At 70.9% G+C, this 19,756-nt stretch carries 24 protein-coding genes and 1 pseudogene; 16 read left to right on the top strand and 9 right to left on the bottom strand.

Features of this window, described 5'->3' with window-relative positions; all coding sequences use genetic code 11:
* Positions 1-8: 8 nt before the first annotated feature.
* From Ari01nite_RS50970 to trxA, 4 genes are all read right to left on the bottom strand, one after another.
* Positions 9-644, bottom strand: coding sequence for a DUF4190 domain-containing protein (locus Ari01nite_RS50970; protein WP_203784834.1), 636 nt, complete (start codon positions 642-644; stop codon positions 9-11).
* Between the two features lie 118 nt (positions 645-762).
* On the bottom strand, positions 763-1,170 hold the full coding sequence (locus tag Ari01nite_RS26205; protein ID WP_203784833.1) for a CoA-binding protein: 408 nt from the start codon (positions 1,168-1,170) through the stop codon (positions 763-765).
* Positions 1,171-1,833: 663 nt separating this feature from the next.
* Complete coding sequence (locus Ari01nite_RS26200) at positions 1,834-3,765, bottom strand: intein-containing Rv2578c family radical SAM protein (RefSeq protein ID WP_203784832.1); 1,932 nt, start codon at positions 3,763-3,765, stop codon at positions 1,834-1,836.
* A 129-nt stretch (positions 3,766-3,894) separates the two neighbouring features.
* A complete protein-coding gene (trxA, locus tag Ari01nite_RS26195) occupies positions 3,895-4,257 on the bottom strand; it encodes a thioredoxin (RefSeq protein WP_203784831.1) in 363 nt (120 codons plus the stop codon).
* A gap of 484 nt (positions 4,258-4,741) precedes the next feature.
* On the opposite strand from trxA, the gene Ari01nite_RS26190 reads away from it, so the two are divergent.
* The 8 genes from Ari01nite_RS26190 to Ari01nite_RS26155 all read left to right on the top strand — a co-directional run bounded on the left by Ari01nite_RS26190 (position 4,742) and on the right by Ari01nite_RS26155 (position 10,614).
* A complete protein-coding gene (locus Ari01nite_RS26190; protein ID WP_203784830.1) occupies positions 4,742-5,374 on the top strand; it encodes a TrmH family RNA methyltransferase in 633 nt (210 codons plus the stop codon).
* A 69-nt stretch (positions 5,375-5,443) separates the two neighbouring features.
* A complete protein-coding gene (locus tag Ari01nite_RS26185) occupies positions 5,444-6,118 on the top strand; it encodes a DUF6758 family protein (protein WP_307837786.1) in 675 nt (224 codons plus the stop codon).
* 10 nt (positions 6,119-6,128) lie between these two features.
* Positions 6,129-6,407 carry a hypothetical protein gene (locus tag Ari01nite_RS26180; RefSeq protein ID WP_203784865.1) on the top strand — a complete coding sequence of 93 codons (279 nt, stop codon included), beginning with the start codon at positions 6,129-6,131 and terminating at the stop codon, positions 6,405-6,407.
* A gap of 9 nt (positions 6,408-6,416) precedes the next feature.
* Positions 6,417-7,265, top strand: coding sequence for a PH domain-containing protein (locus Ari01nite_RS26175; RefSeq protein WP_203784829.1), 849 nt, complete (start codon positions 6,417-6,419; stop codon positions 7,263-7,265).
* Between the two features lie 24 nt (positions 7,266-7,289).
* Positions 7,290-8,141: a PHP domain-containing protein gene (locus tag Ari01nite_RS26170; protein ID WP_203784828.1), complete on the top strand. Its 852-nt coding sequence runs from the start codon at positions 7,290-7,292 to the stop codon at positions 8,139-8,141.
* 24 nt (positions 8,142-8,165) lie between these two features.
* Positions 8,166-8,783, top strand: a complete 618-nt coding sequence (locus Ari01nite_RS26165; protein ID WP_203784827.1) for a MarC family protein — start codon at positions 8,166-8,168, stop codon at positions 8,781-8,783.
* Positions 8,784-8,871: 88 nt separating this feature from the next.
* A complete protein-coding gene (locus tag Ari01nite_RS26160; RefSeq protein ID WP_203784859.1) occupies positions 8,872-9,696 on the top strand; it encodes a RecB family exonuclease in 825 nt (274 codons plus the stop codon).
* A 60-nt stretch (positions 9,697-9,756) separates the two neighbouring features.
* Positions 9,757-10,614: an oxygenase MpaB family protein gene (locus Ari01nite_RS26155; RefSeq protein WP_203784826.1), complete on the top strand. Its 858-nt coding sequence runs from the start codon at positions 9,757-9,759 to the stop codon at positions 10,612-10,614.
* A 49-nt stretch (positions 10,615-10,663) separates the two neighbouring features.
* Here Ari01nite_RS26155 and Ari01nite_RS26150 read toward each other — a convergent pair whose 3' ends face one another.
* Positions 10,664-11,098 carry a Fur family transcriptional regulator gene (locus tag Ari01nite_RS26150; RefSeq protein ID WP_203784825.1) on the bottom strand — a complete coding sequence of 145 codons (435 nt, stop codon included), beginning with the start codon at positions 11,096-11,098 and terminating at the stop codon, positions 10,664-10,666.
* A 181-nt stretch (positions 11,099-11,279) separates the two neighbouring features.
* Between Ari01nite_RS26150 and Ari01nite_RS26145 the strand changes: the two genes are divergently transcribed.
* Positions 11,280-11,753, top strand: coding sequence for a DUF2231 domain-containing protein (locus Ari01nite_RS26145; protein ID WP_203784824.1), 474 nt, complete (start codon positions 11,280-11,282; stop codon positions 11,751-11,753).
* 63 nt (positions 11,754-11,816) lie between these two features.
* On the opposite strand, the gene Ari01nite_RS26140 is transcribed toward Ari01nite_RS26145, so the two are convergent.
* On the bottom strand, positions 11,817-12,140 hold the full coding sequence (locus Ari01nite_RS26140; RefSeq protein WP_239163038.1) for a translation initiation factor 2: 324 nt from the start codon (positions 12,138-12,140) through the stop codon (positions 11,817-11,819).
* A 63-nt stretch (positions 12,141-12,203) separates the two neighbouring features.
* On the opposite strand from Ari01nite_RS26140, the gene Ari01nite_RS26135 reads away from it, so the two are divergent.
* Complete coding sequence (locus Ari01nite_RS26135; RefSeq protein ID WP_203784822.1) at positions 12,204-12,380, top strand: hypothetical protein; 177 nt, start codon at positions 12,204-12,206, stop codon at positions 12,378-12,380.
* A gap of 36 nt (positions 12,381-12,416) precedes the next feature.
* On the opposite strand, the gene Ari01nite_RS26130 is transcribed toward Ari01nite_RS26135, so the two are convergent.
* A complete protein-coding gene (locus tag Ari01nite_RS26130) occupies positions 12,417-12,593 on the bottom strand; it encodes a hypothetical protein (RefSeq protein ID WP_203784821.1) in 177 nt (58 codons plus the stop codon).
* A 160-nt stretch (positions 12,594-12,753) separates the two neighbouring features.
* Between Ari01nite_RS26130 and Ari01nite_RS50065 the strand changes: the two genes are divergently transcribed.
* On the top strand, positions 12,754-12,999 hold the full coding sequence (locus tag Ari01nite_RS50065; protein WP_239163043.1) for a hypothetical protein: 246 nt from the start codon (positions 12,754-12,756) through the stop codon (positions 12,997-12,999).
* Between the two features lie 62 nt (positions 13,000-13,061).
* Here the strand turns inward: Ari01nite_RS50065 and Ari01nite_RS50060 are convergent.
* Positions 13,062-13,214: pseudogene (locus tag Ari01nite_RS50060) on the bottom strand (FmdB family zinc ribbon protein); the annotation flags it as partial.
* A 6-nt stretch (positions 13,215-13,220) separates the two neighbouring features.
* Positions 13,221-13,835 carry a 5-formyltetrahydrofolate cyclo-ligase gene (locus Ari01nite_RS26120; RefSeq protein WP_203784819.1) on the bottom strand — a complete coding sequence of 205 codons (615 nt, stop codon included), beginning with the start codon at positions 13,833-13,835 and terminating at the stop codon, positions 13,221-13,223.
* Positions 13,836-13,916: 81 nt separating this feature from the next.
* Here Ari01nite_RS26120 and Ari01nite_RS26115 point away from each other — a divergent pair, with 81 nt between their 5' ends.
* The 5 genes from Ari01nite_RS26115 to sepX all read left to right on the top strand — a co-directional run bounded on the left by Ari01nite_RS26115 (position 13,917) and on the right by sepX (position 19,644).
* Positions 13,917-15,875, top strand: coding sequence for a GGDEF domain-containing protein (locus Ari01nite_RS26115; protein ID WP_239163037.1), 1,959 nt, complete (start codon positions 13,917-13,919; stop codon positions 15,873-15,875).
* Between the two features lie 48 nt (positions 15,876-15,923).
* On the top strand, positions 15,924-16,838 hold the full coding sequence (locus Ari01nite_RS26110) for a UTP--glucose-1-phosphate uridylyltransferase (protein WP_203784817.1): 915 nt from the start codon (positions 15,924-15,926) through the stop codon (positions 16,836-16,838).
* Positions 16,835-18,145: a molybdopterin molybdotransferase MoeA gene (locus tag Ari01nite_RS26105; RefSeq protein WP_203784816.1), complete on the top strand. Its 1,311-nt coding sequence runs from the start codon at positions 16,835-16,837 to the stop codon at positions 18,143-18,145. The genes Ari01nite_RS26110 and Ari01nite_RS26105 overlap by 4 nt, the downstream gene beginning before the upstream one ends.
* The gene (locus tag Ari01nite_RS26100; RefSeq protein WP_203784815.1) at positions 18,146-18,775 is read left to right on the top strand and encodes a GNAT family N-acetyltransferase; all 630 of its coding nucleotides are present in this window, start codon (positions 18,146-18,148) and stop codon (positions 18,773-18,775) included.
* A 143-nt stretch (positions 18,776-18,918) separates the two neighbouring features.
* A complete protein-coding gene (sepX, locus tag Ari01nite_RS26095) occupies positions 18,919-19,644 on the top strand; it encodes a divisome protein SepX/GlpR (RefSeq protein ID WP_203784814.1) in 726 nt (241 codons plus the stop codon).
* Positions 19,645-19,756: the final 112 nt, after the last annotated feature.

Raw genomic sequence — 19,756 nt, 5'->3', positions numbered from 1 at the left:
CGCCCGGATCAGAACGTGGAGCTGTTGCCGGCTGTCGAGCCGATGACGGCGAACAGCACGATATAGAAGACGCAGACCAGCACCAACAGCGACGTGTAGATGTAGCCGACCCACAGACCGGCAGTGGCCAGGCCCTCGCCCTGCTCACCGGTCTGCCGGATCTGTTTCTTGGACACGTGGCCCATCACGATGCCGGCCGGCGGGAAGACAAACGCGAACACGAGGGCCAGGATCGCCATCGTGTTGGTCGTGGCCACCACGGGCACGTAGGGCTGGCCGTACGGCCCCGCCCCGTAGGGCGGCTGCCCATAGCCGGGCTGGCCGTAGCCGGGCTGCCCATAGCCGGGCTGCTGTCCGTAGCCCGGCTGCTGCCCGTAGCCGGGCTGTTGACCGTAGCCGTCGGGCTGCTTTAGTCCGGCCGGCGGCCCGTATGGCGACGACTGGTCGAACGGCGAGGGTTGGCCGCTGGTGGGCGGCTGGCCGTAAGTCGACGGTTGGCCGCTGGTGGGCGGCTGGCCGTAGGACGGCTGCCCGCTGGCCGGCTGGTCCGGCGTGTACGGCTGCGTCGGGTCGTACGGCTGCCCGTAGCCGGGCTGCTGTTGCTGATATGGATCCGGCGTGCCACCGGACGTCGGATAAGTCATCAGGTCCTCCTAGTTCCCCGGGGCACCGTACTCGCCGAGGGGAAGCGGAGGCCGCGATAGCCGCACGTGTCCATGGATTGCGACGCCGACCGCAGCGATAAGCGCCGAATTCACACGATCAGGCCAGCTTGCTGAGCTGCCCAGAAGCCCGTTCGACCGCGAGGCAACGGTCTTCGACGTAGTCGATCCCCGCTTCCTCGGCGATCCGCCGAGCCTCGGCCGACACGATGCCGCTCTGCAGCCACACCGCCGGTGCCTTGATCGCAACCGCCTGCCGAACCACCTCAACCGCGTCGCGCGCCGGCCGGAACACGTTGACCATGTCCACCGGCCCGTCGATCGCAGCGAGCGACGGCACCGTCCGCACCCCGAAGATCTCGTCCACAAACGGGTTCACCGGAATGATGCGCCACCCGTGCCGAAGCATCTGGAGCGGAACGGTGTGCGACGGCTTCATCGGATCCCGAGACGCGCCGACCACGGCGATGACGTTGGCCTCCGCCAGGATCTGCTGTGCGCTCCTCATGTCATCGACTGTAGTCACGGCCTCCTTTCTCGCACTGATCCGTTGGTCACAGCCGATCGTCGGCCGGGTTCGGCTGATGGACAGTTCACTTGGGGTTGGGCCGATCGGGGCCACGGCCCAACGGCCGCCGTGCATCGGTGAGTGAGTGGGTAGCCCAGCCGTCGGCGCCCGGCCTGGCGACGGACGCGGTGCCACGGCGCGCGGCGCTCCGGTGGGAGCGGTCGGTCAGGTGGGAGCGGTCGGTCAGGTGGGAGCGGTCGGTCAGGTGTGCGGGCCGGGGTCAGCCGGCGGACCGGCTCGCCGCCGGTGGGCCGGAGCGAATGCCGCCAGCTCCAGGCTCGGCACTGCCGGCCGCGCCCGCACCAACCCCGACGCGATCCTGATCTCCGAGGCACTCAGCCAGCGCGAGACCGAGGTGCTCCAGGGCGTGGTCAGTCGGGAGGGGCGAGTGGTCGGGGAGCAGAGGCAAGCGGAAGGGAGGTTGGTCCGGAGAAGCCGAGCGGTGGGGAGGCGGTCGGGCTAGGAGCGGTCGTCGGAAGGGTGGGGGTAGGGGCGGTTGGACGGAAGCGGCCGGGCGCGGTCGCTCTGGGGCGGCCGGGCAGGGGAGATCCGTCGGATAGCGGAGGGGCGGGGAAGGGCGGGAGCGGGCGGAGGTGCGGCTTTTTACAGCAGGGTCAGCTGTCGTGTCGTCGGCTGGGGCGTGGGGTCTGGGTTGACCGTTCGGGCCTGGACCGGGTCGGGGCGGTGGAGGCCGTGTCGGCGGGCTGCCATGCGGACCCGGGCGCCTATCTCGTCCTGGTAGGTCTGCGGCGCGTAGGAGCCGTTGCCGTACAGCTCCCGGTAGCGCGGCGCCAACTGCGGGTGCGTGCGGGTGAGCCAGGCCGCATACCACTCGCGGGCACCCGGGCGCAGGTGGAGCGGGATGGGCGTGACGCTGGTGGCGCCGGCGGCAGCTATGGCGGCGACGGTCTCGTCGATCGACTCGGCCGTGTCGGTGAGGCCGGGCAGGATCGGCGCGATCAGCACGGCCACCGGGAAGCCGGCGTCGGTCAGCCGGCGGACCACGTCGAGGCGGCGCTGAGGGCTGGGCGCGCCCGACTCGACCGAGCGCCAGACGGTCTGGTCGAGGAAGCCGATCGAGACCGCAAGCCCGACGTGGGTGACCTCGGCGGCCTGGCGCAGCAGGTCGAGGTCGCGCAGGATCAGCGTGCCCTTGGTGAGGATCGAGAACGGGTTGGCGCGGTCGCGCAGGGCGGCCAGGATCTCGGGCATCAGCCGGTAGCGGCCCTCGGCGCGCTGGTAGACGTCGACATTGGTGCCCATCGCGATCGGGGCGCCGGACCAGCGGGGCGCGGCGAGTTCGCGGCGGATCAGCTCGCCCGCGTTGACCTTGACCACGATCTTGGTGTCGAAGTCGTGGCCGGTGTCGAGGTCGAGATAGCGGTGGGTGGGCCGGGCGAAGCAGTTGTGGCTGACCACGCCGTCGGCGATGAAGTCGCCGGTGCCGGTGCTGATGTCGAACAGCGGCAGGGTCAGACCGAGTTCCTCGATGTCGGCGACGGCCAACTCGCGACTGCTGCGGACGCCGACACCCGAGGCGTCCAGCGGGGCGCCGTCGATGCCGGTGAGGTGGCGGAAGCGCAGCGCGGCCCACAGGTCGCGGTCGATCTCGACGCTGCCGCTGATGCCGGGCCGGGTGCGGACGGGCGCCCGGCTGGGCAGTCCGAGCCGGGTGAGCGCGTCGGTGACCCGGCTGAGGAACAGCTGGTCGCCGCTGGTGAACGAGATGGCCAGGCGGTCGCTGCGGCCGGTGGCGCCGAACGCGCCGGCCAGGAAACCGCGGTACCACCCGCCGGACGGCTGCTCGGGCCAGCGCAGCGCCTCGTGCAGCGGGAGGTCCTCGAGGTAGCCGTCGGCGCGGATCCAGGCGTCGCCCTCACGGCTCGACCCGTCGGCCAGTGAGGCGTCGCCACGGATGAGCCCGCAGAGGAAGCCGGCCTGATAGTCGGGGGTCTCCTTGGGCGGCTCGGCGAAGTGGCCGACGCCGAACATCAGGTCGCCGACGGCCAGGGCCGGCAGGTGCGGCTCGGCCGGGCTGACGTGCCGCCAGCCGCGGTCGGTGAGGAACCGGTGATCGCCGCTGGCGACCAGGCGGGTGCCGTCGGCCAGGGTCACCCGGAACGCCGGTTTCGACGTGGTCCATTGGTCGAGCACGGTGGTGGGGACGTATCGCCGGCAGGGACCGGCGCCCATGGTGCCCATGATGGCGTCGCCGGGGCGGAGGTCGGCCAGGGGGCGGGTGGTGCCGTCGGCCATCAGGATCGGCGTGTCACCGGCCAGGCAGTAGGAGCAGGCGTGCGAACACCCTCGATAGGGGTTGACGGTCCACTCGAACGGAACACGCGACTGACCGGGCACGCGGTTGATCAGGCTTTTCGCCTGGATCTCGTAGAAGGTCATGCCGGCGAAGCCCGGGGTGTCGAACGTGCGGACGGTCGCCCCGGGCAGCGCCAGCGGCAGGGGTGGAGCCGCCGGCGCCGCCCTGTCAGGGAGCGGGTCGCCGCCGTGAGAAGCCGACAGGTTGGACCATCGCATGGCGAGATTCGAACACATGTTCGATCTCGTTGTCCAGTCGCCCGCGGGCGTGTCGGCGGGCCGGCGTGTCGAGCAAAGAAACGGCCCGCGGACCGGGGAGGGTCCGCGGGCCGAACGTCGCCGCCGAACTCAGTGGCTGTGCGCCGCGAGCTGCTTGCGTACGTCCTCCATGTCGAGCTTTTCCACCTGCTCGATCAGGTTTTCCAGCGCCGACTCGGGCAGGGCCCCCGGCTGCGAGAAGACGATGACGCCGTCGCGGACGGCCATGATCGTCGGGATCGAGCGAATGTCGAACTTCGCGGCCAGTGCCTGCTCCGCCTCGGTGTCGACCTTGCCGAAGGTGATTTCCGGGTGCTTCTCGGAGGACCGCTCGTATGTCGGAGCGAAGCGGACGCACGGGCCGCACCAGCTGGCCCAGAAGTCCACCAGGACGATGCCGTCCTTGCCGGTGACCTCGTCGAAGTTCTCAGCGGTCAGCGCAACCGTCGCCATGATGTCTCCGTCCACGGGAAAATTGGCTTGCGTGCGTTCAAACCCATCGTCCCCCTTCGTCATTCCCGGCGCGCGGGCGATGACACGTGTGCTGGGGCACGATTTCGAGACGCGGTGTTGGCCTTGAGCAACTCATCGTAACGATAAGTAGGGAGAGCGCTCCCAGTTCCGCTGCAACTGGTGACGTCCGTTTAGTCCAGAAAACTCCGACATGGCACCTCGGTCGGGGATGGACCACTGTCTGATCGGCCGTCCGCGAGCACCGAAAGTAATAGGAAACAAACTTAAATGTGACTTCCCTCACATTTGAGAGCCCTTCACCGCGATACTCACGGTAAGGCAGACTGATGCCCAACCAGAGCGTGGGCGGCGGGTGCCGGGGAGGGCCCCGCCGCTCATTGCGTCCCGTCATTGCGTCCTGGCCGGATCGTTGAGCCACCCGGCCTGCCCGCTCACGCGGGGCCGCTGGGTAGCGTAACCGCCCATGATTGCGGGTGAGGACGAGTCCGCCGAGGTCGGCGTCGGTCCGTGGGCGGGTGAGTGGCCGACCGGCCCGCAGTACGACCCCGAACTGCTGGCCAACGGTGACCGCCGCAACGTCGTCGACCGCTACCGCTACTGGCGTCGCGAGGCCGTGGTCGCCGACCTGGACCGCCGCCGCCACGACTTCCACGTCGCGATCGAGAACTGGCAGCACGACCTCAACATCGGCACGGTGGTGCGCAACGCCAACGCGTTCCTGGCCGCCGAGGTCCACATCGTGGGGCTACGCAAGTGGAACCGTCGCGGCGCCATGGTGACCGACCGTTATCAGCACGTCCGGCACCACCCGACCATCGACGAGTTCGTGGCCTGGGCGTCCGACCGGGGCCTCCCGGTGATCGGCATCGACAACCTGCCCGGCTCCCGGCCGATGGAGACCAGCGCCCTGCCCCGGCACTGTGTGCTGCTCTTCGGACAGGAGGGCCCGGGTCTGTCCGACATCGCCCGCGCGGCCTGCACCGAGTTGTTCTCGATCGCGCAATACGGCTCGACCCGGTCGATCAATGCCGGCGTGGCCAGCGGAATTGCGATGCACGCGTGGGTTCGCGCGCACGCGGGACCCCCGCCGGAGTGAATCTTTCTGATACGTCCGGGTATTGCCGATCCGCTTGACGAGGACACGCCGGAGCCGCACGGTAGGTGGGTGGGTGTCACGGTGAGTTGCCCCAGGTGCGCTGCGCAGGTCCGCAAGCCGGATCTGATGCACACCGCATGGCGCTGTGACAACTGTGGCGAGGTGCCGCCGTTCCACGTGGCCGAGCACATCAGCGCCGAGATCGTCGAGAGCATGTTGCGCCCGGTCGCGCGCAGCGCCGACCGGGTGCCGTTCTGGTGTCCGTGGCCGCTGCCCGCCGGATGGATGGTCACCGGCGTCGGCTGGGCCGGCGACGACCGGGCGGGCGTACGCGCCAGCGCGGTCTCCTGCAGCGGCCCGGAGCCGCTCGGTGGCGGACCGGCCGATGTGGTGCTGATCGCCGAGCAACCGGGCGTCGGACTGGGCACGCGATTCGCCGGCATTCCGGGCATCGACCCTGGTTATCTGATTGCCGAGGCCCTCGCGGACCCCAATGGACACCAAGGTCCACATGCCAAGATCAAGGCCGCGGGACACCCCACTCCACTGTGGTGCGTCAAGTCCCCGGAAGATCGAAGTGCCTACGTGAGTGAGGCCAAAGGAATGTGGCTCTATGCGGTAGCGTGGCCGGCAAGCGCGGGTTACTTCCTCGCAGAGCACGTCGTTCTGCACGATCTCTCCGAGGGGGTGCCACCCGAGCTCGTGTACGGAGCGCCGTCGCCATATCTGCAGGGCCGGGCCTGATACTTGGGGCTTGACCTGCGGGAACGGTATCGGCTTTTCGGTCACATTGTTCACACGGAGCGACGAAGCTGATACCGTCAGTACTGCCGCGGCGCTGACCGTCACCCGCACCTACAGGAGAAGGCCCGCCATGATCAAGAAGGTTCTCACCTGGCTTGGTATCGCGTTCTTGATCTTTTTCATCGCCTTCAACCCGAGTTCGGCGGCCGATGTGTTCTCCTCCCTCGGAGGGACCATCGCCGATATTGCCCGGGGCTTCGGCCAGTTCTTCACTAACCTCGTCGCTTAGCATCACCATATGGGTGGTCCTGCTGAGCCGCGCGAGCCTCGAGGCGAGGGTGCTGGGCGCCCTCGGGACGACGACGACAGTTTCGGGTACAACGACCCGGCTTTCGACGATCCCGCCTACGCCCGGCGGCGCACCTATTCGGATGGTCCGGGCTTTTCGCCCGACGCCGGCTACTCGCCAGACGCTGGTTACTCGGGCGACGCCGGCTACGCCACTGACACGGGCGAATATGAAGCGCCCGTGTTCACCGAGGAGGAACTCGAGGGTCTCGGCCCCGAGGGTGGTGGCGGCGGACCTCGCCGCGTACTCCCGCTCGAGGACGAGCCGACCACACTGGTCGCCCGCTACCTGTTCCCCACCGAGCGCTACCGCGGTGAGTGGAAGCGGCACTGGATCCACCTCTCCGGGCCGCTCGGCATCGGTGCCGGCGCCACCCTGGCCCTCGGTTACCTGGCCGGCTTCCTGACCCGGCAGCACGTGGACGGCCTGGTCACGGTCGCGGTGCTGATCTGGCTGGGCGTCATCGGCTGGGTGGCGTGGAAGGTCTTCGACTGGTATTTCGACCGCTTCATCCTGACCAACAAACGGGTGATGGTGGTCAACGGGATCATCACCCGGCGGGTGGCCATGATGCCGCTCCTGCGGGTGACCGACATGAAGTACGAACAGTCGGCACTCGGCCGGATGCTGAGCTACGGCACATTCGTCCTCGAGTCGGCCGGCCAGGACCAGGCACTCCGCGAGGTCAAGCATCTGCCCAACCCCAACGAGCTGTACCTGCGCGTGGTCGAGGAGATGTACGAGCCGCAGGCGGTCGAGGCACGGCTCGGCAAGGACGGGGACGGCGACGACGCCTAAAGGCCGTACCGGTAGCGTTTTCGGGTGACCCGAATCGACCTGCACTGCCATTCGACGGCCAGCGACGGCACTCTCACCCCCGCGCAACTGGTCACCGCAGGGGCGGCCGCGGGCCTCGATGTGATGGCCATCACCGATCACGACACCACCGGTGGGTGGGCGGACGCGGCGGCATCGCTGCCGCCGGGTCTGCGTCTGGTACGCGGTGCCGAACTCTCCTGCCGGTGGTTCGGCGCCCGCCCGGCCGTGCCGTTGCACCTGCTCGCGTACCTCTTCGACCCGGCCGAACCGCGGCTGGCCGGCGACCTCGCCACTCTCCGGAGTGACCGCGAGCAACGCGCCGAAAAGATCGTTACCAAACTGCGAGCCGACGGCGTGCCGATCACCTGGGACGAGGTGCGGGGCTACGCGGCCGGTGGCTCGGTGGGGCGGCCGCACATCGCGCAGGCGCTGATCCGGGCCGGTCTGGTCGGCACGACCGACGAGGCTTTCGCCTCGCAGTGGCTGGGCTCGCGGTACTTCGTACCGAAGGCGGACCTTGATGTTTTTGAGGCGGTACGCGCGGTCCGAGCCGCCGGTGGGGTGGCCGTCTTCGCGCATCCGCGGGCGACGTCACGCGGCCGGGTGGTGCCGGACCGGTTGATCGCCGAGCTTGCCGACAACGGCCTGTTCGGACTGGAGGCGGATCACGAGGACCACTCGCCGGCGGAGCGGGAGCACGTCCGGGATCTTGCCGATCAGCTCGGGCTGGTGGTTACCGGATCGTCCGATTTTCACGGTACGCACAAGACCGTCCAGCTAGGCGCGTTCAGCACGGCGCCCGAGGCGTACGAGAAAATCGTCTCCGCGGCGACCGGGGTGCCGGTGCTCGGCTGATCACCCAGCACCTACCTTGATCGGGTGAATCTGAAGCTGCTCGGCGAGGTTCTCGTCACTCTGCTGGTGATCGTCGATCCGCCCGGCATGGTGCCGGTCTTCCTGGCGCTGACCGGGTCGATGTCCGGCCGGGCCCGGATGAAGGCGGCCACCCAGGCAGTGCTGCTGGCGCTCGGCGTGATCGTCGGCTTCGCGGTGGCCGGGCAGACCCTGCTCGACTACCTGCACGTCCAGCTGCCCGCGCTGCAGGGCGCCGGCGGACTGCTGCTGGTCCTGGTCGCCCTGCAACTGCTCACCGGCAAGGCCGACACGCCCGCCGAACAGGTCGGTACCAGCAACGTCGCGCTGGTACCGATCGGGACGCCGCTGCTGGCCGGACCGGGTGCCATCGTGGCCACCATGCTCTTCGTGCAGCGGGCCGGGGGCGCCGACGAGTACGCGGTGATCGGTCTCGGCATCCTGCTGGTGATGGTCGTGGTCTGGCTGGTGCTGCGCTTCTCCGGGGTGATCGTCAAGCTGCTCCGGCCGGGCGGCATCGAGGTGCTCACCCGGATCGCCGGCCTGCTGCTGGCGGCCATCGCGGTTCAGCTGATCGCGGACGCGGTGGCGGCTTTCGTGCGGCTGTACACGGCCGCGGGCTGACATTCCTGTCGTACCCGGCTGGCAGGATTACCCCGTGGCCCCCACCAGATCCCGCAACGCGGTCCCCGAGCAGCTCGGCTTCGACGGGATGCCCGAGCGGCTCTTCGTCTGCACGCCCAGCAAGCTCGGGGCCTATGCGGATTGCCCCCGCCGCTACCGATATTCCTACGTCGACCGACCGACCCCGCCCAAGGGGCCGCCCTGGGCACACAACTCGCTGGGTGCCAGCGTCCACACCGCGCTGAAAAACTGGTTCGCCCTGCCGCCCGACCGCCGGGTGCCCGGTGCACTGCCGACCCTTCTCAAATCAACATGGGTCCGCGAGGGCTACCGCGACGTCGACCAGGAGCGGGCGAGTTATCGGCAGGCCCTGCAGTGGCTCGAGACCTACGTGGCGACCCTCGATCCGCAGGAGGAACCGCTCGGTGTCGAGCGGGTGGTGGCGACCAAGACCGCGGTGCTCGCCTTCAACGGCCGCGCCGACCGCATCGACTCGCGGATGGGCCCGTCCGGCACCGAGGCGGTGATCGTCGACTACAAGACCGGCCGGTCCGGCCTCGACGCCGACGACGCGCGCGGTTCGCAGGCCTTGGCGCTTTACGCGTACGCCGCACAGCGGGTTTTCCGCCGGCCGTGTCACCGGGTCGAGCTGCACCATCTGCCCAGCGGCACGGTCGCGGCGCACGAGCACACCGAGGAGTCCCTGGCCCGTCAGCTCCGCCGCGCCGAGGACACGGCCCGCGACATCATGACGGCCGAGCGCGCGGTGGCCGACGGCGCCGACCCGGACACCGAGTTTCCGACCGCTCCCGGCGCGCTGTGCAGCTGGTGTGATTTCCGGCGGGTCTGCCCGGCCGGTCAGGAGTCCGTCGCGAGGGAGCCGTGGACGGCGGTGGAGCACCTGGGCACCTGACGGGGTTGCCCTTCCTGAACGAGTTCAAGTTTGGCGGTGATCCGTGGCAATCTGGATCGCATGACTGGGGACGTGGGTCTGTTCGGGCCGGGTTCGGTCACCTGGCGGCTGCATCGAGAACCGATCCTGCTGCTCGGCGGGTTGCGCTCGCTCTACCTGCAAGCGCTGCACCCGCGCGCGGTGGCCGCGGTGATGCAAAACTCCGGCTACCGGGCCGACCCGTGGGGGCGGTTGCTGCGGACATCGGCGTACGTTGGCGCGATCGTCTGGGGCACCACCGAGGAGGTCCACGCGGCCGCGCGCCGGGTGCGCCGGCTGCACTCCCGGCTGTCGGCGATCGACCCGCGCACCGGCGAGCGGTTCCGGGTCGACGAGCCCGAACTGCTCCGCTGGGTGCATGTGGCCGAGGTGGAGTCGTTCCTGACCACGGCGGCCCGGGCCGGCGTGCGGTTGACACCCGCCGAGATCGACGGCTACTACACCGAACAGTTGCGCGCGGCCGAGTTGATCGGCCTCGACCCGGCGACCGTGCCGGGCACGGCGGCCGAGGTGGCGGCCTACTACGAGCGGATGCAGCCCGATCTGGCCCTGACCCGCGACAGCGCCGAGGCGGCCCTGTTCCTGACCGTTCCGCCAGCGCCCGAACTCTGGGGCAGCCGGGTCCTGCGCCTTGGCCTCAACCTGGGGCCGACCCGCTGGGCCTACACCGCGATCGCCGCGACCGCCGTCGCCCTGCTGCCCCCGTGGGCCCGGCGGCTCTACGGCGGCCTCGGCTGGCCCACCATCGACCTGACCGCCGACCTCTCCGCCCGCGGCCTGCGCCTGCTGATCGCCACGGTGATGTCGACCCTGCCCCGCCGCTACCGGGTGACCAAAGCCAGCGAACTCGCCATGGAACGGGCAGCCGCCCTCTCCTGACCCCGCCGTCGGCGGGGTGGAGGCGCTGGTAAGAGGGGTGGGGCGCGTGCTAGGCCAGGGTGTCGGCGCGGCGGCGGGTTTGGCACGCCGGACAAAGGCCCCAGAAGGTCACCTCGGCCTCGTCGAGTTCGAAGCCCTGGCGGTCGTTGGGGGTGAGGCAGGGGCGTTCGCCCACCGCGCAGTCGACGTCGGCTATCGCGCCGCAGCCCCGGCAGACGATGTGGTGATGGTTGTCGCCGACGCGGGCCTCGAAGCGGGCGGGGCTGCCGGCCGGTTCGAGGCGGCGGGCCAGGCCGGCCCGGGACAGCGCGCCCAGCACGTCGTACACGGCCTGGGTGGAAACCGAGTCGAGGCGGGTGCGGGCGCGGTTGGCGATGTCTTCCACCTCGAGGTGGCCGCCCTCGTGCAGAACCTCCAACACGGCGAGGCGCGGCTTGGTGACCCGCAGTCCGTTCGCGCGCAGCAAATCCTCACCGGTGGACATTGGTCCATGACAGCACGGTTCCGGCGAAACCCCAACACCGAAGATCTCCTACCTGGGGATATCACAAGATCGGACCAGTGGGTGAACCGGAACGGCCGAGCAGACGTATGCGCACACAGCGGATGCTTGCGCCGTCAGATACTTCTAAGCTGGCGGTCCGTCCCACGATCGAGGAGGCGCCTTGTTCGACCAAGTCAACGGCCTGCCGGTGCACGCACTCGTCCTGCATGCGGCGGTTATTTTTGTCCCGCTCCTGGCGCTGGGCGCCGTCGTGTACGCCCTGGTGCCGGCCTGGCGACCAAAGATCGGTTGGGCCGTGGCGCTGCTCGCCATCGTGGCTCCGGCCGCCACGTTCGTCACCAAGGCGTCGGGGGAGGAACTCTACGACCGGCTGCTGGCCCAGGGCCTCTCCGGTCCGGGCAAGGAGATCCTCGACGACCACATGGGCTACGGCGGGCTGACCCTCTGGTTCGCACTCGGGCTCGGCCTGGTCTCGCTCGTGATGGTGGGACTCACCCTGCGCAAGGCCGGCTCACTGGCGAAGCCTGCCGAGTGGGGCCTGGCGGCCGTCATGATCGTGCTGGCCGGCCTGTCCGGCTACTACGTCTTCAAGACCGGCGACTCGGGCGCGACCGCGGTGTGGGGGCAGTACTAGGTCGCGGGAAGACCCGACGGGATTGACCTGCCGCGCCGGCGGGGCGCGGCTGTTTGGGCACGACTAGAAGAGGGCTCGGGCGCACAGCAGGCACATCAGGATCAGGGCTATGGCGCCTGCCACCAGGCCGATGCCGTAGGTCACCGTGCGGGCCGAGCCCTCGGCCTCGTCGAGGGCGTCCATGTCCTGCGGGGGCAGGGCGCGCGGCGGCGGGGGCGTGGCGATCGTGGGCGGGCGCCAGTGCGGGGACGGCGACGGGGTTGTCGGTGGGCCGGCGTAGGTCGGGGCGGGCGGCTCCGGTCGGCGCGCCGGTGCCGGCGGGGGAGTCGCGGCCGGGTCGGGGCGCTGCCAGTACGCGTCGTCGGGGGCGCCGGTGGGGGAACTCACGTTCACTGACGGTACAGCCGAAGGGGGAAGACGGCTGAAGCGGCGCGGCCTAACCTCGTACGCGTGGACATCCTGGATGAGCCAGAGCGTGACAACGACGCCGAACGCGAGGTCGATTTCGAATCGGAGGAGGCCGTCGTCCTGCCGGATCAGACCCGTGACGACACCGAGCGGGGCTGGGGCGAGCGCGGTGACTCCAACGACGAGCGGCTCCTGGAGGACCGGCCGCCGCACTGGTAGCCGGCTCCGCCCAGCCGATTGCACCGCATCACCCGGTCAACCGCTCGGGTGCGGCGCCGCGGCCGGCATGGAGACGGGGGGAACGGCCGCGACGCCGCCCTCTGCCGCGCAGGTCTGCGCGGGTGACCACGACGTCGCGGCGGCGGTCACCAGCAGGGCCGCGACCGCTGCAAGGCGCAGCAGCGTGCCGCGGGCCGGCCGATGCCGGTGCACGGGGTCCAGGCGCCCGTCGCCGCGCGTGCGGCGTGCGGACCCATGTGCCTGGGGCTGGGCCATCGTTACACCCATCGTCCTGCCCTTCCGTCCGGGACGCCGCGGTCGTGGGCGCCGGGGACGAAGTTAGGGCAGGCGGGAGATCGCCCGCTGCGGCCGTGTGGACAACCGCGCGCTGTGGATAACTCAGGAGGCCGCGGGCGCCTTGGTTACGCTGGACGACGAGGAAGACGAAGACGTAGAAGACGTGGACGGCGACGCGGTCGAGGTCGAGGAAGAGGACGACGAGCCGCTGTCGGACGACGTCGAGGAAGAGGACGAGGACGAGTCCGCGGCGCCGTTCGCGGCCGGAGCCTTGTCGCCGTCAGAGCCGGTGCCGGCGCCGGAGCGGGAGTCGTTGCGGTAGAAGCCGGAGCCCTTGAAGACGATGCCCACCGAGTTGAAGACTTTGCGGAGCTTGCCCTGGCAGGCCGGGCACTCGGTCAGTGCCGGGTCGGAGAACGACTGGACCGCCTCGAGTTGGTCACCACACTCGGTGCAGGCGTACTGATAGGTGGGCACGGCTCCTCCGAAAGCTCGGCTGCTGGCACTCGCCAACTCCGAGTGCCAATCCTGCGGCATCGGAGGTCATTTCGTCCACTCGGCCGCCGGGTTGAGGGTGACGGTCCCGCCCGGGAGGATCACCGCGTCGACCGGCCGGTCGTGGGGTTCGGCGGGTACCTCGTCGAGCAGTTCGCCGTCGTGCAACAGGGCCACCGTCGGCGCGGCGCCGTCGAGCCGGGCCAGGACCCGGTCGTAGGAACCGCCGCCGCGACCCATCCGCCGGCCGCGCCGGTCGACCGCCAGCGCCGGCACCAGCACCAGGTCTGCGGAGCGGATCGCGTCCGCGCCGAGCCGGGGGCCGGGCGGTTCGAGGAGGCCGCGCGGACCGGGGCTCAGTTCGCCGTCGTACCCGGCCCAGTCGAGGTCGTCGTCGTCGCGCAGCACCGGCAGCAGGACGCGGGCATGCACGGCCAGGACATCGGGCAGGTTGGCGCCGCCGGGTTCGGTACCGACCGGCACGTACGCGGCGATGGTGGACGGGTGCTCACGGCGTACGAGCGCCTGAATTTGACCTTGAAGTTGATCGGCGAACGCCAGGCGCGTGGCGGGCAGTAAATGGCGGCGTGCTGTAATCAGACGACTGCGCAGTGCGATCTTGGCTGCTCGTGATCCTTCCGCATCATCGGTCAAATCGGACATGCAACACCCCCTTACGAAAAGCGGCAAACGGGGCACACTATGTCAGCATCGCTCCAAAGAGGGCCACTCCCGGGAGGATGCGTGACGCTTCGTGGCCGGCTGACCACCGCGTTCCTGGTGGTCGTGCTCGGTCCGGTTCTGTTCGGCTCCATCTTCGTCGCGACGACCGTCGCCACGGTGAGTCAGGATCGTGCGGACGAGCGACTCGATCATGCTGCCACCACGGTACGCACCGGCATCGGCGCCGTCTGCCGGCAGTTGCAGACCGCCGCCGACGCGGTCGCCGTGGTGCCGCCGGGTGATCGTGCGGCGGTGGCCAACCAGCTGGTGGCACGCGGGCTGGCCAGCGACATCCGGATCGCCGGAGAGACGCCGCCGGCGCCGCCCGGCACCCGGATGAGTGACACCGACGGCTGGCAGGACTGTGCCAATCCGGCCGACGGACCGGCCGCCGCGATCACCGCGACCGCAACCTCGGGCCCCCTCACGGTCGTTGCGGCCCAGCTCATCGACGATGCCTTCCTCGATCGGCTGGCCGCCAGCAGCGGCGCGCAGATCACCCTGGACGGCCCGGAGACACCGGAAAACCGCCGGCTCGGCGTGGAGTCCGGCCAGCCGCTGCCGCTCACGCTCACCGTGCCGAGGAGCAAACCCACATTCCTGTACGCCGTGCTGCTCGCCGTGGTGCTGTCGGCCGGCCTGGTCGCGGTGCTGGTGGCGCGCTGGCTGGCACACTCCACCACCCGGCCGCTGGGCGAACTGGCGGTAGCCGCCGACCTGGTGGCCGGCGGCGATCTGGACACCCGGGTGCCGATTCCGCGGCCCGACGAGCTGGGCCGGCTCGCCTCGACCTTCAACCGGATGACCCGCGAGCTGCAGGCCTACGTGCAGGCCCTCACCGCGAGCCGGGACCAGTTGCGCGGGCACCTCGCGATCCTCGGCGAGACGCTGTCCAGCACCCATGACGTCGACCGCATCCTGCACGTCATCCTGCGGACCGCGCTGGCCGCCACCGGCGCCCGGGCCGGCTTGGTGCTGCTGCTCGACCCGACCGGCCGGCACCTGGTGGCACGCTGCGCGGTCGGTCTCACCGGTGACTGGGACGTGCCCGAGGCCGACCTCGCCAAGCTGCGCCTGCCGGTCGGCTCCGGGGTGCTCGGCGCGGTCGCGGCCGGCAACGAGGCGCGGCGCGGGCAGGGCGAGGTGGGCTCGGCCGAACCGCCGTGCCGCACCTACGTGGCGGTGCCGATCTGCGCGCCGGCCACCGTCGACGATCCGCTGGTGCCCGACAACGGCCCGGCCACGCTCGGCGTGCTGGCCCTCTACGACCGGGTCGGCGGTGACGAGTTCGACGAAGGTGACCTGCACACACTGCGTACCTTCGCCGGGCAGGCCGGGGTCGCGGTGCACAACGTGCGGGTGCACGAGGAGGCCCAGCGGCTCTCGCTCACCGATCCGCTCACCGGCTTGTGGAATTACCGTTACCTGCGGGAATCGTTGCGCCGGGAGGTGGAACGAGCGAACCGGTTCGGTCGCATGCTGGCCGTGCTGGTGCTCGACCTCGACCACTTCAAGGAGGTCAACGACACGTACGGGCACGCGGCCGGCGACGCGGTGCTGGGCGAGTTCGCCCGGCGCATCCGGGTCGGGCTGCGCGAGGTCGACGTGGCGTTCCGTCAGGGCGGTGAGGAGTTCGTGGTGCTGTTGCCGGAGACCGACGCGTACGGCGGGGCGATCGTGGCCGAGCGCCTCGGCGCCGCGGTGCGGGCCCGGCCGGTGCCGATCGAACCCCGCCGGCCCGGTCAGCCCGACCGGATCCCGGTCACGGTGTCCATCGGGGTGGCCGTTTTCCCGGAGCACGGCGCCGACGCCCAGCAGGTGCTGCACGCCGCCGACGACGCTCTCTACGCCGCCAAACGAGCGGGCCGCGACACATATCGCCTCGCCGAGATGTCCTCAGGCGTACCCGAGGTTAACTTTGGTCCCACGGGTAACGCAGCGGGTGGGCCGCAGCCGCCGCGCCAGACGCGTGGCCGATAGTCTCGCGGAATACCCAGGGCACGACTGAGTGAAGGTGCGGTGACCTCGATGACCACGAACGCGCATGCGCCCGGCCGCCGGGCGGTCAAGGCAGTCATTCCCGCGGCCGGTCTCGCCACCCGGTTCCTGCCGGCCACCAAGGCCGTGCCGAAAGAGCTGCTGCCGGTGGTGGACCGGCCCGTCCTCCAGTACATCGTGGAGGAGGCCGCGGCCGCCGGCATCACCGACGTGCTGCTGGTCACCGGCCGGGGCAAGACGTCCATGGTGGACCACTTCGACCGTCGGCCCGACGTGGAGGCCCGGCTCGAGGAGAAGGGCGACCGGGAACGCCTCGCCGCGGTCCGCCGCACCAGCGAGCTCGCCGACATCTACACGGTCCGTCAGGGCGAAGCGCTCGGCCTGGGACACGCGGTCGGCACCGCCGCCGCGCACGTCGGTGACAACCCGTTCGCGGTGCTTCTCGGCGACGAGTTCGTCGAGGAGGACAAGCCGCTGCTGCCGGCCATGCTCGACCTGCAGGCGCGTACCGGTGGCATCGTGCTCGCCTTCATGGAGGTCAAGCCCGAGGAGACGTCCCGCTACGGGATCGCCTCGGTCTCCCCGTCCGACCTGGGCGACGACATCGTGCAGGTGACCGGCCTGGTGGAGAAGCCAGCACCCGAGGAGGCACCGAGCAACCTGGCCGTGCTGGGCCGCTACATCCTGCCCGGCTCGATCTTCGAGGCGATCCGGGACACCAAGCCGGGCAGCGGCGGCGAGATCCAGCTGACCGACGCGATGGCCCAGTTGCTGGCCGACGGCACGCCGGTGCACGGCATCGTCTACCGCGGCCACCGGTACGACACCGGCATGCCGCTGGGCTACCTGCAGGCCGTGGTGATGCTCGCCAGCCAGCGGCCTGACCTGGGCGAGGAGTTCCGCGGCTGGCTCGCCGAATTCGTCGCCGGCGGTGCGAAAGGATGACGGCCACGGCCGATACCGAGGCGGCCGCCAACGAGCTGATGCCTCTCGCCGAATACCTGGGCAGCGTGCTGCGCAGGTTGCGGGCGCTGCCTCCGCTCGACCTCGATCTGACCCAGGCGCACGGCAACGTACTGGCCAACGACGTGCTGGCGCCACATCCCTACCCCGCCTTCGACCAGGCCGCGATCGACGGATACGCGGCCCGGTGGGAGGACCTGTCGTCGGCCGGCCGGGTCGGCTCGCACCCGTCCTTCGGCAAGTTCGAGGGCGGGCAGCGGCCGGTCCGGCTCAACGTCGTGGGCGACCTCGGCGCGGCCAGCTGGCGCCCGGTCCGGCTGACCCCCGGCACCTGCTTCTCGGTGGCGGCCGGCGCGCCGCTGCCGCTCGGCGCCGACGTGGTGGTGCCGGTGCACTGGACCGACCAGGGCATGGCCGCGGTCGAGATCCTGCACGCCCCGAAACGCGGCTCCGGGGTCCGGCGCACCGGCGAGGAACTGGCCGCCGGGCAGGTGCTCGCCGCGGCCGGCACCTACGTGTCGCCGGCGATGGTGGCGACGTTCGCGGCGTCCGGCATCGGGCACGTGGTGGTGCGGCCCAGCCCGCGGGTCGTGGTGGTGGCCACCGGCGACGAACTGGTCGACGTGGGCCGGCCCAGCCAGCCCGGGCAGGTGGTGGACGCCAACTCGCACGCGCTCACCGCCGCCGCGGTCGAGGCAGGCGCGCTCGCGTACCGGATCGGCATCTGCGACGACGACCCGGAGGGCCTGCGTGGCCTGCTCGAAGACCAGACGCTGCGGGCCGATCTGATCATCACGACCGGCGGCACCGGCACCGGGCCGGGCGACATGCTGCGCCGGGTGCTGTCCCGCCGCGACCCGGGGCGGGGGGCGGTCGAGTTCACCGACGTGGCGCTCTGCCCCGGCGCGACCCTCGGGTTCGGCACCGTCGGCGGCGAGGAGGTGCCGGTGGTGTGCCTGCCCGGCGAGCCCGGCGCCGCCCTGATCGGCTTCGAGGTGCTGGCCCGGCCGGTGATCCAGCTGCTGGCGGGGGCCGAACCGGTGTTCCGCCGCAGCGTCAAGGCGCACCTGCTGGAGACCGTCTCGTCGCCCGGTGGACTGCGCGAGTTCCGGCCGGCTGCGGTGGCCGAGCGGCGCGGCGGGGGCTACACGGTGCAACCGCTCGCCGGTGGGCCGTACACTCTCTCCGGCCTTGCCGAGGCCAACGGTCTGCTGGTGCTCGGCGAACGGGTCACCACGGCGGCGGCCGGCTCGACCGTGGATGTGCTGCTTCTCGACCGGAGGCGATAGATGCTGGGGTCCACGCCCGGATGGCCTGCCGTCCTGGCGGACGGTCCCGTGCTGCTGCGCCCCTACAAACGCGGCGACGCGCGCGCCTGGTCCGAGGTGCGGGTCGCCAACCAGGCCTGGCTGGCCCCCTGGGAGTCGGCGCCGCCCGGCCCGTGGGCCGACATGAACTCGACCCGCGCCTACGGCTACGTCTACCAGGACATGAAGCGGGCCGCTCGGCGCGGCGACAGCATGCCGTTCGCGGTGTGCCTGCGCGAAAACGGTCACGAGCGCCTGGTCGGCCACCTCAACCTGGGCAACATCGTCCGGCGGGCATTCAGTTCCGCGTACGCGGGCTACTGGGTCGACGCCCGGGTGGCCGGCCGTGGCGTGATCCCCACCGCGCTGGCGCTGGCCGTCGACCACGCGTTCGGCGCCGGCGGCCTGCACCGCATCGAGGTCAACATCCGCCCGGAGAACAAGGCATCCCGCCGGGTGGTGGAGAAGCTCGGCTTCCGCGAGGAGGCCTACCACCAGCGCTACATGCACATCGACGGCGGCTGGCGCGACCATCTTGGATATGCCCTGACCAGCGAGGAAGTCGCCGTCGAGGGTGGCCTGCTGGCGCGCTGGCGACGCGTACGCGCCTAGTCTCCTGATCTTGCACCGCGACGCGCCCGGCGCGGCGCGCCCATTTCCGCAGCTCGCGCCCGTAGCCTCGGGGAGATTGGGTCTTGCGGTCCGTGGCCAGGGGAGGTAAAGCGGGCCGCCCGTAGCTGACGGGAGGGGTGAGGGTGCCGACCTCGGTGCTCCTCGCCGTCCTCGCCGCGGCCGGACTGCTCGCTCTCGCACCGGCGCTCGTGCGCCGGTACGACGCTACCGAGCGGCTGGCCGCGGAGCGGGCGTCGTCGACGGCGCGGGTGCTGCAGCGCCGCCGCCGTCGCCGCACCGTGCCCGGACGCCGACCGATCAACCCCGGACGGACCGTTACGGTTACGGTTCCGGCTGATTCTCCTCGTCCGGAACGGCGGCTCCGAGTGGTGACCGGCAAGCGGCCGGTCCGGCGCCCGCCGCCCCGCCGGCACACCCCCGCGGTGGTCCGCCGGCGCCGGGTTTTCGCGGCCCTGCTGCTGCTCAACGTGATCGAGCTGGTCGGGGTCCTGACGGTCGGTCCGGGCTTCTGGATCGGGTTCGCGGTGACCGCCAGCCTGCTCGCGCTGTACCTGGTGCACCTGCGCAACCGCGCCCTGGCCGACCGGCGCCGCCGCCGGATCGAGGCCCGGGAGGCGGCGTGGCTGGCCGCGCGGCAGGCCGAGGTGCGTCGCGAGCAGGCCCGGCGCGCGGCCGCCCGGCGGGAGGCGCAGCGTCGGATCGTGGCCCAGCGGGAGGCGGTGCGGCGGGCGGCCATGGGCCTGGACCGGGATCCGTCGGACCTGCCGGCGGCGTCGGTGTCCTACCGGCGGGCGGGTGGACTGCGGGGACGCGCGTACGAGGCGGGAGGCCGGCACCACACGGCGTAGGTGGGGGAGGCGGTTCGCGGGGCGGGTCGCCGACCTGTTAGCCTTGCTGCGGTTCCACGGGATGCGTTCCGGTGGGCGGTAAGGGGCTGTGGCGCAGACTGGTAGCGCACCT

Source organism: Paractinoplanes rishiriensis (genome assembly GCF_016862375.1).
GTDB lineage: Bacteria > Actinomycetota > Actinomycetes > Mycobacteriales > Micromonosporaceae > Actinoplanes > Actinoplanes rishiriensis.
This window is presented reverse-complemented; position numbering and strand designations above follow the sequence as displayed.